Genomic DNA, 13360 nt, shown 5'->3' with positions numbered 1-13360 from the left:
CCGCCCACCCACCTCCACGCCCATGGCCTGATCTCTCGCCCAGCATCGCGGCATGCCTCCCCGACCGGCCGCGTTCGTGTTCACTTGCCGGGCAAGGGTTGCGTCATGGAAAGCCATCGGAAGGGTGGAACGTGGGTTCGTCTCGACCGTCCGGTCTCACGCGTCGTGCTCTGTTGGGGGCGGGGATGGTACTGCCGTTGGCGGGATGCGCGGCGGACGAGCGGTCCTCCGCGTCACCGTCGGCGGCGGCGTCCGCCTCGCCGTCCCGCGACCATCCCGCCATCGCGAAGGCCGCCTCGCGCTTCGCCGCCCTCGAGCGCGAGCACGACGCGCGTCTGGGCGTGTACGCGCTCGCCACAAGCACCGGCGCCGTTCTCACCCACCGCGCGGACGACCGTTTCGCGTTCTGTTCCACCTTCAAGACGCTCGCCGCGGCGGCCGTCCTGGACCGGAAGCCGTTGAGGCACCTGGAGAAGGTCGTCACCTTCAGCGAGGCCGACGTCGACTCCATCTCGCCGGTCACCGAGAACCATGTCGCGACCGGCATGACCATCAGGCAGCTCTGCGATGCCGCCATCCGCTACAGCGACGGCACGGCCGGGAATCTGCTGATGCGCGACATCGGCGGTACCCGGCGGCTGACCGCGTATCTGCGGGGGCTCGGCGACGCGGAGAGCCGGATGGATCAGTTCGAGCCCGAACTGAACGACAACCGCCCCGGCGATCCACGCGACACCACGACACCCCGTGCCATCGCCCGCGACTATCAGGAGTTGGTCATCGGCAAGGCGCTTCCCGCACGGAAGCGCGCCCTTCTCAAGGACTGGCTCGAGCGCACCACCACCGGCGAAAAGCGCATCCGGGCCGGGCTGCCCAAGGGCTGGACGCTGGCCCACAAGACCGGCACCGGCAACTACGGGCGCGCCAACGACATCGCCGTCGTGTGGCCGCCGACGGCCGCGCCGATCGTTCTCGCGATCATGTCGGACCGCTCCGGGTACGACGCCGAGCCGAGGGAAGCACTGATCGCGGACGCCGCGGCGTATGTGGCATCTGCTCTCACCTGAAGGCCGCCGCTACTGCGCCGCCTCTCCCAAGGCCTCGAGCACCGGACGGATCAGCGGATGGTCCTCCGCACCGCACCGCACCGCCGCGAACACCCGGCGCGTGGGGGCGACGCCGTCCACCGGGCGGATCACGACGCCGGAGACGTCCATGCCCCGCAGCGCGGACCGCGGGACGAGGGCGACCCCCGCGCCCGCCGAGGCCAGCGCGACCACCGCGCGGAAATCGTCCGACCAGTGCTCGAGCAGCGGCTGGAACCCGGCCGCCTCGCAGGCGAGGATCACCACGTCGTGGCAGGGATTCCCCGCGAAGGGCCCGATCCACGCGTCCTTGGCCAGCTCCGCGAGCGGCACGCGCTCGGCCGCAGCGAGCCGGTGCGTGACCGGGAGCACCGCGTCGAACGGCTCCGCGTAGAGCGGGACGCGCGTCAGCCGGGGGTCGTCGGCGCCCGGCGCGCCGCGGTACTCCACGGCCACCGCGACATCCACCTGCCGGTCGAGCACCATCGGCAGGCTCGCGTCGCCCTCCGCGTCCTGGACCCGCACCCTTATCCCGGGCGCCGAGGAGGCCAGCCTTGCCAGGGCGGGGCCGACGACCAGGGCGATCCCCGTGGCGAAGGACGCGACGGTCACCGTGCCCGCCGCGCCCGAGCTGTACGCGGCCAGTTCCGCCTCGGCCCGCTCGAGCTGGGCGAGGACCGCGTTGGTGTGGGACAGGAGGATCTCCCCGGCCGGCGTGAGCCGTACGCCCTTCGCGCCGCGCTCCACCAGGCGGTGGCCCGTCTCCTGCTCGAGGGCGGTCAGCTGCTGGGACACCGCGGAGGGCGTGAGATAGAGCGCGGCGGCAGCCGCCGTCACGGTGCGGTGGTCGGCCACCGCACGGAGGATGTGCAGCCGCCGCGCTTCGATCATGTGGCCAATTCTCCCAAACCGGCGGCCACTCCCCCACCACGGGGCCCGCGGCTCACACCCCCGCGGCGTCCAGCTCCGCCCGCGCCGCGACGAACGCGTCCACCGCACGGTTCACGTCCTCAGTGGAGTGCGCCGCGGACAGCTGGACCCGGATGCGGGCGGCGCCCTGCGGCACCACCGGGTACGAGAAGCCGATGACGTACACGCCCCGCTCCAGGAGCAGCTCGGCCATCCGTCCCGCCACCGACGCGTCGCCGATCATGACCGGCGCGATCGCGTGGTCACCCGGCAGGATGTCGAAGCCCTCCTCGGTCATCCGCGAGCGGAAGAGCGCGGTGTTCGCGGCGAGGTGTTCCCGCAGGTCACCGGCCGACTCAAGGAGGTCGAGGACCTTGAGCGAGGCCGCGGCGATCACCGGAGCGAGCGTGTTCGAGAAGAGGTACGGGCGCGAGCGCTGGCGAAGGAGCGCGACGATCTCGGCACGGGCCGCGACGTAGCCGCCCGAAGCACCGCCGAGCGCCTTGCCCAACGTACCCGTGATGATGTCGACGCGGTCCATGACGCCGTGCAGCTCGGGGGTGCCGCGGCCGCCGGGGCCGACGAAGCCGACGGCGTGCGAGTCGTCGACCATGACCATCGCGTCGTAACGCTCGGCGAGGTCGCAGATCTCCCGGAGGGGGGCGACGTACCCGTCCATGGAGAAGACACCGTCGGTGACGATCAGCTTCCGGCGCGCGCCGCCCTCGGAAGCCTCCTTCAACTGCTGCTCCAGGTCCGCCATGTCACGGTTGGCGTACCGGAAGCGGCGGGCCTTCGAAAGCCGGATGCCGTCGATGATCGAGGCGTGGTTGAGCGCGTCGGAGATGACCGCGTCCTCGGCGCCGAGCAGCGTCTCGAAGACACCGCCGTTGGCGTCGAAACAGGACGAGTAGAGGATCGTGTCCTCCTGGCCGAGGAACGCGGACAGGCGCCCCTCCAGCTCCTTGTGCACCTCCTGCGTACCGCAGATGAAGCGCACGGACGCCATGCCGTAGCCCCAGCGGTCCAGGGCCTCGTGGGCGGCGGCGACGACCTCGGGGTGGTCGGCGAGGCCGAGGTAGTTGTTCGCGCAGAAGTTCAGTACGTCGCCGGGGCGCCCGCCCGCGGTGACGGCGACCGTGGCGGACTGCGGGGTGCCGATGACGCGCTCGGGCTTGTGCAGGCCCGCGGCGGTGATCTCGTCGAGGGTGGCCTGGAGATCGTCCCGTACGGAGTCGAACATGGTGACTTCCTTTAAAGAAGAGGTCGGTCAGGAGGTCAGGAGCAGGAGGGGTTCAGGAGGTCCAGTCGAGGATGACCTTGCCGCCGCGGCCGCTCGCCGCGTCGTCGAAGGCCGCTTCGAAGTCACGGTGGCTGTAGCGGCCCGTGATCACGGGGGCCAGGTCGAGGCCGCCTTCGAGCAGCACGGACATCGAGTACCAGGTCTCGAACATCTCGCGGCCGTAGATGCCCTTGATCGTGATCATGGAGGTGACGATCCGGGACCAGTCGACGGCGAATTCGTCGGACGGCAGGCCGAGCATGGCGATCTTGCCGCCGTGGGTCATGTTGGCGAGCATGTCGCGCATCGCGACGGGGTTGCCGGACATCTCCAGGCCGACGTCGAAGCCCTCGCGCAGGCCGAGCTCGCGCTGGCCGTCGGCGATGGAGGACTTGGCCACGTTCAGCGCCAGGCTCGCGCCGACCTTGCGGGCCAGGTCCAGGCGCTCCTCGCTGACGTCGGTGATGACGACGTTGCGGGCCCCCGCGTGCCGGGCCACGGCCGCGGCCATCAGGCCGATCGGTCCCGCGCCGGTGATCAGCACGTCCTCGCCGACCAGCGGGAAGGACAGGGCGGTGTGCACGGCGTTGCCGAACGGGTCGAAGATCGCGGCCACGTCGAGGTCCACCGGAACGCGGTGCACCCACACATTGCCGGCGGGCAGTGCGACGTACTCCGCGAACGCCCCGTCCCTGCCGACGCCGAGCCCGACCGTCGCGCGGCACAGATGGCGGCGCCCCGCCTGGCAGTTGCGGCACTTGCCGCACACCAGGTGGCCCTCGCCGCTGACCCGGTCGCCGATCGTGATGTCCGCGACGTCACGCCCGGTCTGCACGACCTCGCCGACGAACTCGTGCCCGACGACCAGCGGCGCGGCGATGGCCTGCTGCGCCCAGCCGTCCCAGGCCCGGATGTGCAGGTCCGTGCCGCAGATCCCGGTGCGGAGCACCTTGATCAGGACGTCGCCGTGGCCGATGACCGGCTCCGGCACGTCCATCAGCCGGAGTCCCGGCTCCGCCTTCTCCTTGACCAGCGCCTTCAACGCCACGGCTCCTGTCGTACGTCGCTTCTTCCCCCCGACGACACAGGAATCTTCCCTACGGCGGCGCCCCGGTCCATCGAGGATTTCTTAAGCGCCGCCGCAGCTTTCCTTCAGGCCCCGGCTCAGGCCCGGCTCAGGCCCTGTCGGCTAGCGGGTCTGCCCCCGCTCGAAGTAGGCGATCAGCTCGGGGTCGAGCGTCGGCACCTCCCTCGGCGTGCCCCCGTCCCGCAGCGACTGCGTGGCGCGCACGCCCGCCGCGACCGCCATCCGGGCGGCCACCGGCGAGGTGTCGGTGCGGCCGCCCTCGCGTACGAAGCGGACGAACTCGTCGATGAGCAACGGGTCGGAGCCGCCGTGCCCGCCCTCGTCCTGGGCGTCCGGCACCAGGTACTCGACGTCGGCCTCGCCCCGATAGCCGGACCGGCGGGAGTTCCAGACCTTGACCACGCCTCCGGGGCCGTCGCCGAAGTTCTCCAGACGGCCCGCGTCCCCGATGACGGTGTAGTTGCGCCAGTAGTCGGGGGTGAAGTGGCACTGCTGGTAGGACGCCAACACCCCGTTGTCCAGGCGCATGTTGACCAGCGAGACGTCCTCCACGTCGATGACGGGGTTGAGGTCGCGCTGGGTGTGCGGCGGCCAGTGGCCGTCCTTGGTGTACCAGTCGTCGGACTTCGGCTCGCCCGGCGCGCGGCGGTGCGGGTTGTCGCCGTAGACCATGAGGTCGCCGAGCGCCTGCACCTGACGGGCGTAGCCGTTGGAGAGCCAGTGCAGTACGTCGATGTCGTGGGCGGCCTTCTGGAGCAACAGGCTTGTGGTGTGCTGCCGTTCGGCGTGCCAGTCCTTGAAGTACCAGTCGCCTCCGTAGGCGACGAAATGGCGTACCCAGACCGTCTTGACCTCGCCGATCTCGCCGCGCTCGATGATGTCGCGCATCAGCCTGACCACGGGCATGTGGCGCATGTTGTGGCCTACGTAGAGGCGCGTTCCGGTCTCGTAGGCGGTCCGCAGGATCTCGTCGCAGGCCTCGATGCCGATCTCCAGGGGCTTCTCCACGAAGACGGGCTTCTTCTCGCGCAGCGCCTCGCAGGCGAGCTGTGCGTGGGTGTGGTCGGGGGTGAGGATCACGACGGCGTCGACGTCGGGGTCCTCGATGACCTTGCGGTGGTCGGTGGATATCAGGGCGCCGGGGAAGGCCACGGCCGCCTCCGTCCGTGCGGTCACGTCGTGGTCGGCGAGCGCGGTGACGCGGGAGCCCGCGCCGGGCCGGTGCGCGGTGCGGGCGAGCGAACCGCGCAAGCCGTAGCCGAGGACGCCGAGACGGAGGTCGGTCATGGTGTGCCTTTCCGTACAAATACCTGTGCGGGTGCGGGTGTTGCCTATGTACGTGCAGGATGCACGAGTACGTGGGCGAGCGCCACGCGTCCCGTGCCGGTGAGCTTGATCCTTATGTATCTGGCTTCCGCGTCCGTGTCGAGGAGTGTGGGCCGCAGGGATCGTCCGGTGACGTGCAGCGTCGTGGCGTCGGCGAAGTCGGCGGTCCTCGCGAGCCGGACATCGAAGTCGGCGGTGGTCATGGAGGTGTTGTTCCAGACCTCGACCTGTCCCACCCGCCGCGCCTCGCCCAGGTCGACCTGCCACCAGGCGCCCGGTTCGGACAGCGTGCGGGTGTCGGTGGAGGTGTCACCGTCGGTCGCGTACGCGGCCTCGGCGGCGCCGTCCGTGGAGGACTGGGACGCGGTTCCGGCGCGTGCGAGGTCCGGCCGGAGCTGTTCGGCGGGCGCCCCGTGCGCGCCCGCGCGGGCCGCCACGGCGAGCGCGTCCGCGGGCAGCCGGTCGAGCTCGGTGTGGTTGTCCTTCATCGTCGATCCGGTGCCGGAGAGTGCCGGTGCGTCGGTGTCGGTCCAGTTGCCGGTGGCGTGGTTCTGGATACCGTAACCGGCCCAGTTGGAGACCCACTTGTAGCCGATGCGGGTGATGACGTTGCCCTCGACGCGGATGTACGAGGACTGCTCGTCGAGGTAGATGCCGTTGCCGTCCCGCTCGGTGTTCCCGTAGGCGGACCGGTTGATGTAGTTGCCGGAGACGACCGTGCCGGGCTGGGCACCCTGGGTGTAGACGGCGCCGCCGTCGTGCTGGGCGTGCTCGACCCGCATCACGTTCGTGATCCGGTTGCCGGTGATCCGGTTGTCGCGCAGGACGGACTTCTGGGCCTCGGGCTGGTTCCAGCCCCAGCCGACGGAGATCCCCGAGTAGGGCAGGTCGTCGAGGGTGTTGTGATCGACCGTCAATTCGGCCTCGTATCCGGCCCAGATGCCCACGGCGTCGGTGTACTCGACGCCGGCGCGGCTGATCGTGTTGTACGCCACGGTGTTGCGCTCACCCGCGAGGTCCGCGGCCGGGTTCGGCTCGGTGTCGCCGATGTAGGCGGCACCGGACGACAGGTCGGTGAAGCGGGAGCGGGTGACCGAGGAGTCCTTGGTGCCGGACTCGAGGATCACACCGGCGCCGCCCAGATGCGTGAACTCGCTCTTGCTGACGTCCACATGACGGCCGCCGCGCACCGTGAGGGCCGCGCTCGGCTTGGTGTAGAAGCGGCCCGCGTGGTCGACGGGCCCGGTGGCGCCGGTGAGGGTGAGGCCCGCCTGCGTGCCCGCGTAACCCTCGTCGGTGGACGGCCGGCCGTACGCGGCGTACGCGAAGCCGATGCCGTCGATCCGCAGGTCGTGGGCGCCGTCGACGACCATGAGCCGCTCGGTCGCGGGGGTGAGCACGCGCGCGCGCCGCATGTCCTGGCCCTTGCGCGGCAGATACGTGACGGTGCGGTCCTCGGCGTCCCAGACGAACTCGCCCGGCTTGTCGAGGAGTTCGCGGGCGTTCTCGAAGAAGGCGACTCCGGAGTAGCGGGACGAGTCGACGGTCGTGGAGTCCCAGGCGGGGCCCGTGCGGTCCGTGCCGCTCGCGGAGTTGGTCCAACAGGGCTGGGCGAAGGTGAGGTTGTCCCCTTCGACGCCGGCGATCCGACAGTGGTAGTCGCGCCAGCGGACCTTGATGACGGCCTCCGCACCGGTGGGCCGCCGCCACTTCGCGATGCCGGTGGCCGTGGCGCCCGTCATGCCGGTCTTCGTCGCGTCACAGGTGCTCGCGGCGCAGGCCGCGCCCCGCGCGCGCAGCGCCCGTTCACCGTCGACGAAGAGCTGGCGCGGTGTGAGCCCTTCGGGGACCTCGGCGGTCCAGGTGCCGTCGGCCGCTTCGGACCACCCCTCGATCGCCCGGCCGCCGGAGAACACCGGCTCGGCCCCGTGCGCCGCTGTCCAGGTGACGGTGTGCCCGTCGCGCCCGGAGTCGGCGGCACCCAGCTTCAGCGGCTCGCGCATCTCGTAGGTGCCGTCGGCGAGTTCGACGCGTACGTCCTGTCCGGTGACCTCGCGCGCGGCGTCACGGGCGGCTTCCGGGGAGCAGGGCCGGGTGGCGGTGCACGCCTCACCCGAGCCGTTCGGGGCCGCGTGCAGGATCTTGGGGCCCGGGTCGGCCTGGGCCGTCTGCGGGGCGATGACGGCGCCGACGGCCGCCACGGCGAGGGCCGCCGTCGCCATGCGCGGGCGCCGCGCTTCCCGGCGTGGGCGCCTCACTTGGCGACACCCCAGTCCGGGTGGCCCGGCATGGGCGGGTTGTCGAGGTCGAACAGCCAGTGGTTCAGGAAGGTGCCCACCGAGGGGTCGCCGGTGACCTTGACGGCGTTGTCGACGAAGTCCTGCGTGGAGGCGTTGCCGTGCCGGTGCTTGATCAGCCACGACTTCATGACGGCGTCGAACTCCCCCTGTCCGATCTGCTGGTTGAGGGCGTAGAGGGTGACGGCGGCGCCGTCATAGATGTTGAAGCCGCCGAGCCCGGTGGGCTTTCCCGGCGGGCCGTCCGTCTTGCGGACCGCGTCGAGCTTGGCGTACGCGGTCTTCATCTTCTCCTCGATGGTCTTGAAGCCCTTCTGGTCCGCCCAGACGGCCGCGTAGTAGACGGCGGGCCCCTCGTTCATCCAGGCGTCCTGCCAGGTGGCGGGGGTGACGGAGTCGCCGAACCACTGGTGGGTCAGCTCATGGACCATGGTGGTCGAGTAGGTGGGCCGGTCGAACCAGGACGGCCCGAAGAGCGAGAGGGTTTGATTCTCCAACGCGTCGCTGTAGCCGTCCCGGACGATCTGCACCCCGTAGGTGTCGAACGGGTAGCGCACGCCGAGGGTCTTCTCCAGCCAGGCCAGCTGGCCGCCGGTCTCTTCGGCGATGGGCTGGTACTTGGCCTGCTGGTCCTCGGGGACGAGGTGGCGCAGCTTCACTCCGTGCGGGCCGCGTCCGTAGAGGTAGGTCTGCTTGTTGACCGATATCCCCAACAGCTCTGGTGCCATGGGGGACTTGAGGGAGAAGTCCCAGGTCTTCTTGGATCCCTCGGCATCGCGAGTGCCGGTGAGGTTGCCGTTGGCCGCGGGCGTCCAGCCGTCGGGGGCGGTGAGGTGGAAGGACCAGGTGGCCTTGTCGGACGGGTGGTCGTTGACCGGCGCGAAGGTGTCCGCGCGGGAGGCCTGGGCGGCGGAGGCGAAACCGCCGTCGGACATGTAGCGCCAGCCGGGGGCGCCGATCGGCTTGGTCTTGCCGTTGCCGTGGTAGGTCAGCTCGACGTCGAAGGCGGCATCGTCCCGCAGGGCCGCCGCAGGGGTGACGGTGAGCTCCTGGCCGGACTGGCCTGCGCCGACCGTCCAGGTGGCCTCCTTGCCGTTGACCTCGATGGCGTCGATGGCCAGCGAATCGACGTCGAGGTTGAAGGACGACAGGTCCTGGGTGGCTCTCGCTCCGATCTTCATGGTGCCGGTGAAGTCGTATGTGACCGGCGTGAAGTCGAAGGAGAGGTCGTAGTGGCGTACGTCGTAGCCGCCGTTGCCGAGCGTCGGGAACAGCGGGTCGCCGAGACCGTCCGAACCCGGGGTCGGTTCGAAGGGCGCGGCATGGGCGGGGAGGGCGAGCGCGAGAGAGGCGGCCACGGCTGCGGTCGCTGTCGCGGCGCGGACGGTCCGGGTACTGCGAGCACGTAGGGATCGAGTCCTGTTCTCAGCCATGGGGCCGCAAGGTAGTAATCGCTTACCGTCAGCGTCAACACCCTCGACCAGCCTCTCCGCTGACGAAATCTTCGGCAAGCACCTGGCGCACGGGCGCTCACCAGTACACGCTTACTGCTCCAGGGCCAGGAAATCGCGGGTGCGCCACGGCGCCCGGCAGGGGCCCACCGCAGCGAAAGGGGGCGGCCCCAGTGCCGCGACGCGCGACAGTCATCGATGTGGCACGGCGCGCGGAGGTCTCATCGGCCACCGTCTCCCGCGTCCTCAACGGCCACTACCCGGTCGCGCGGGCCACCCGCGAACGCGTCGAGGCGGCCGTACGGGAGCTCGGCTACGTCGTCAACGCCCACGCACGGGCGCTGGCCGGGACCTCGAGCCGGACGGTCGGCATCATCGTGCACGACGTCGTCGACCCGTTCTTCGCGCACATCGCGCGCGGCGTCGAACGGGCCGCGTCGGAGGCCGGGCGCCTGTGCATGGTCTGCTGCACCCACGGCGACCCGCGGCGCGAGCTGGCCTTCGTCGACCTGCTGCACGAGCAGCGGGCGGACGCGGTGGTCCTGGTCGGCGGCGCCCACTCGGATCGCGCGTACGCCCGCGAAGTCGCCCGCAGGGCACGGGATCTGCACTCCGGCGGGGCACGTCTGGTGCTGTGCGGCAGGCCGTCGGTGGGCCGTGATGTGCCGACCCTGTCGGTGGAGTACGACAACGAAGGGGGCGCCTTCGCCCTCACCGACCATCTCCTCACCCAGGGCCACGAACGCATCCTCTACCTGGGCGGCCCGCCCGACCTCTCCACCACCCGCGACCGGCTCGCCGGCCACCGCAGGGCCCTGGAGCTGCGCGGCGTCACGCCCGCGCCCGAGCTGGTGCACACCGGCGCGTTCAGCCCCGCCTTCGGCCACCGACGGCTGACCGAACTCCTGGCGTCCGGGCTGACGTTCAGCGCGGTCTTCGCCGCCAACGACATGGTGGCGATCGGCGCTCTGCAGGCCCTGGAGGAGGCGGGCCTGCGGGTCCCCGACGACGTCTCCCTGGTCGGCTACGACGACGTGCCCGCCGCCCAGGTCCTGCGTCCGCGCCTGACCACCGTGCATGTACCACTGGAGGAGATGGGGCGGCAGGCGGTGCGGATCGCGGTGCCTGATGCGGAGTCCGACGCGGAGTCCTGCGCATGGCAGCCGCCGCCGGAGGGTGGCCTGAAGCTGGGCACGCACATCGTGGTGCGGGACTCGGTGGCTGCGCGGCAAGGCAGAGTAACCGGTTAATACTCGGGGCCCGCATCGGAGACCAATGCCGGGACAGAAAGAACGTAGAAAGATTCCGGACCCTCTTGCGTGGCATAGCAACCGCTTACATCCTGTCGCGGAATCGCTCACGCACCTCACGCACCTCACGCACTTCACTCCCCCACTCCGATGCCCTGACGCCTCAAGGGAGTTCCCATGCGCATGCCCCGCTCCGGCTTCGACTCCACCGCGCCAAGACGCCGCACGCTGCTCGCCGCGAGTGCCGCATCCGCCTTCCTGCCACTGGCCGCCACCGGCACCGCTTGGGGCGCCCCGGACGCCGACGACGCGTACGACACCTTGCTCGCCCGCGCCGCGGCACAGCTCACCGGCGGCGCGTTCGACGCCGCCGACCCGGACTTCGCGGCGGCGCTGAAGGTCCTGGACACCCAGGCGTCCGGCTGGTGGCGGCAGTTGGACCGGTCGGCGGGACGGACCGCTCTGTGGGCCGACCTCTCCCCCGCGAAAGATCCGGGCAACTTCGGCCAGAGCTACACCCGCCTGCGCACGATCGCGACCGCGTGGGCCACGCCCGGCACGTCCCTGAGCGACAGCGCGGAGGTGGCGGACGCCGTGCTCGACGCCCTGCGCTTCCTGCACACCGAGGCCTACCGGCCCGACCGCCCCGAGACCGGCAACTGGTGGTTCTGGGAGATCGGCGCACCCCGCGCCCTGATGGACACCTGCGTGCTGCTGCGGGACAGGCTCCCGGCCGCCGACCTGACCGCGTACGTCTCCACAATCGCCAAGTTCTGCCCGGACCCGGACCGTCGCACCAACGCCCCGACCCTCTCGGAGACCGGCGCCAACCGCGCCGACAAGGCCGTCATCGTGGCGCTGCGGGGGCTCATCGCCCGCGACGCGGCCACCCTCGCGCTGGCACGCGACGGTCTCTCCGACGTCCGGGACAAGGGCAAGAACAGCCTGTTCACGTACGTCACTTCGGGCGACGGGTTCTACGAGGACGGGTCGTTCGTGCAGCACGGCTCCGTCGCGTACACAGGAACGTACGGCAGTGTCCTGCTCGGCAGCGCGGGCCAGCTGATCGCGCTGCTCGCGGACTCCGAGTGGGCGGTCACCGACCCGAAGACCTCCGTCCTGTACGACGCGGTCGACCGGACCTTCTCGCCGGTGCTGTACGACGGCCTGATGATGGACGCGCTGCGCGGCCGTGCGATCTCCCGCGAGAAGGCGCCGGACCACCAGGACGGCGCGGTGACCGTCACCAACATCCTGCAGCTGGCCTCCGGCGCCCCGGCCGCGTACGCCGAGCGTTGGCGCGCGCTGGCCAAGGGGTGGATCCGCCGCAACACGACCACCCCCTACCTGCGGCTCGTGGGCATCCCCGCACTGGCCCGCGCCAAGGCCGTGCTCGACGACGACGCCGTCCCGGCCACGGACCGGCTCACCGGGCACTTCGCGTTCGCCGACATGGACCGGGTGGTGCACCGCCGCCCCGGCTGGGCGCTCACACTCTCGCTCTCCTCGAAGCGCATCGCCGCGTACGAGGCGGGCAACGGCGAGAACCTGCACGGCTGGTACACCGGCGACGGCATGACCTATCTGTACGACGGCGAGGACCTCGGGCAGTTCGGGGACGGCTTCTGGGCGACGGTCGATCCGTACCGCCTTCCGGGCACCACCGTGGACACCCGGCAGCGCACCGACATCGGCTCCGGCGGCGGGACCGGCACCTACCGCCCGAAGAACGCCGTCGCGGGCGGCACGGTCCTCGACGGACGGTACGGCGCCGCCGCGATGGAACTCATCGCCGACGGCAGCACCCTGCGCGCCAAGAAGAGCTGGTTCTTCCTCGACAACGCGGTCGTCGCCCTGGGCGCCGAGATCACGGCCGGCGACGGACGAACGATCGAGACGGTCGTGGAGAACCGCAATCTGCACGCCGGCGGAACCCCGCGGCTCACGGTCGACGGACGTCGCCGGCCCTCCCACCCGGGCTGGTCGGCGCCCCTGCCCGACGCCAACTGGGCCCATCTGGAGGGCACCGGCGGCTATGTCTTCCCGGAATCGCCGGGCTCCCCTGCCGGGGACGGTCAGGACGGCCCCCGCCTGCACGCCCTGCGCGAGGACCGCACCGGCACCTGGCGGGCCATCAACACCGGTGCGGACACCGGCGGCAGCACCACGCCCGTCACCCGCCGCTATCTGACCCTGTGGCTCGACCACGGTGCCTCCCCCACCTCTTCCTCGTACGCCTATGTCCTGCTCCCCGGCGCTAGCGCCGCCGCGACCGCCGCCTGGGCCCGCTCCCGGCCGGTCCACGTCGTGGCCAACGACGCCACCGCACAGGCCGTCGAGGCCCGCCGCTCCGGGCTCCTCGCCGCGCACTTCTGGCAGCCGGGGAGCGCGGCGGGCATCACGGCGTCGGGCCCCTGCACGGTGCTCGTGCGGCGGGACGACGACGGCGTCTCGCTGGCCGTGGCCGACCCGGGGCGCACGGGCGCGACGGTCAGGCTCGAACTCCCCTTCCCCGTACGGGAGGTGATCCGCGCCGATGACACGGTGGCAGTCACACCGGGCCGCCGCCCCGTCGTCACCGTCCGCGTCGATGGATCACGCGGCCATGCGCACACGGCGGCACTGCGGTGACCCCGCCCCGCCTCGCCCGACATGCGCCTCGCACCCCTGACC

General features: G+C 71.2%; 9 protein-coding genes. 3 read left to right on the top strand and 6 right to left on the bottom strand.

The genetic code is table 11. The annotated features are described in order from the left end of the window. Positions 1 to 185 precede the first annotated feature (185 nt). Positions 186 to 1067: a class A beta-lactamase gene (gene bla / locus E2651_RS33225; protein ID WP_135334968.1), complete on the top strand. Its 882-nt coding sequence runs from the start codon at positions 186 to 188 to the stop codon at positions 1065 to 1067. 9 nt (positions 1068 to 1076) lie between these two features. On the opposite strand, the gene E2651_RS33220 is transcribed toward bla, so the two are convergent. From E2651_RS33220 to E2651_RS33195, 6 genes are all read right to left on the bottom strand, one after another. Further along, complete coding sequence (locus E2651_RS33220) at positions 1077 to 1976, bottom strand: LysR family transcriptional regulator (RefSeq protein ID WP_135334967.1); 900 nt, start codon at positions 1974 to 1976, stop codon at positions 1077 to 1079. 52 nt (positions 1977 to 2028) lie between these two features. Then, positions 2029 to 3237 carry a glycine C-acetyltransferase gene (locus tag E2651_RS33215; protein WP_135334966.1) on the bottom strand — a complete coding sequence of 403 codons (1209 nt, stop codon included), beginning with the start codon at positions 3235 to 3237 and terminating at the stop codon, positions 2029 to 2031. 52 nt (positions 3238 to 3289) lie between these two features. Next, complete coding sequence (gene tdh / locus E2651_RS33210; RefSeq protein ID WP_135334970.1) at positions 3290 to 4318, bottom strand: L-threonine 3-dehydrogenase; 1029 nt, start codon at positions 4316 to 4318, stop codon at positions 3290 to 3292. A gap of 147 nt (positions 4319 to 4465) precedes the next feature. Further along, on the bottom strand, positions 4466 to 5650 hold the full coding sequence (locus E2651_RS33205) for a Gfo/Idh/MocA family oxidoreductase (protein WP_135334965.1): 1185 nt from the start codon (positions 5648 to 5650) through the stop codon (positions 4466 to 4468). A 44-nt stretch (positions 5651 to 5694) separates the two neighbouring features. Next, a complete protein-coding gene (locus E2651_RS33200; RefSeq protein WP_135334964.1) occupies positions 5695 to 7911 on the bottom strand; it encodes a right-handed parallel beta-helix repeat-containing protein in 2217 nt (738 codons plus the stop codon). A 32-nt stretch (positions 7912 to 7943) separates the two neighbouring features. Then, complete coding sequence (locus tag E2651_RS33195) at positions 7944 to 9344, bottom strand: M1 family metallopeptidase (RefSeq protein WP_245239383.1); 1401 nt, start codon at positions 9342 to 9344, stop codon at positions 7944 to 7946. A 266-nt stretch (positions 9345 to 9610) separates the two neighbouring features. On the opposite strand from E2651_RS33195, the gene E2651_RS33190 reads away from it, so the two are divergent. Next, entirely contained in the window at positions 9611 to 10687 is a 1077-nt protein-coding gene (locus E2651_RS33190) for a LacI family DNA-binding transcriptional regulator (protein ID WP_135334962.1), read from the top strand. 177 nt (positions 10688 to 10864) lie between these two features. Continuing rightward, positions 10865 to 13318, top strand: coding sequence for a polysaccharide lyase 8 family protein (locus E2651_RS33185; RefSeq protein ID WP_245239382.1), 2454 nt, complete (start codon positions 10865 to 10867; stop codon positions 13316 to 13318). The last annotated feature ends 42 nt before the right edge of the window (positions 13319 to 13360 follow it).

Source organism: Streptomyces sp. MZ04, assembly GCF_004684775.1.
Classification (GTDB): Bacteria; Actinomycetota; Actinomycetes; order Streptomycetales; family Streptomycetaceae; genus Streptomyces.
The sequence above is the reverse complement of the archived record's forward strand: the minus strand, read 5'-3'. Positions and strand labels throughout refer to the sequence as shown.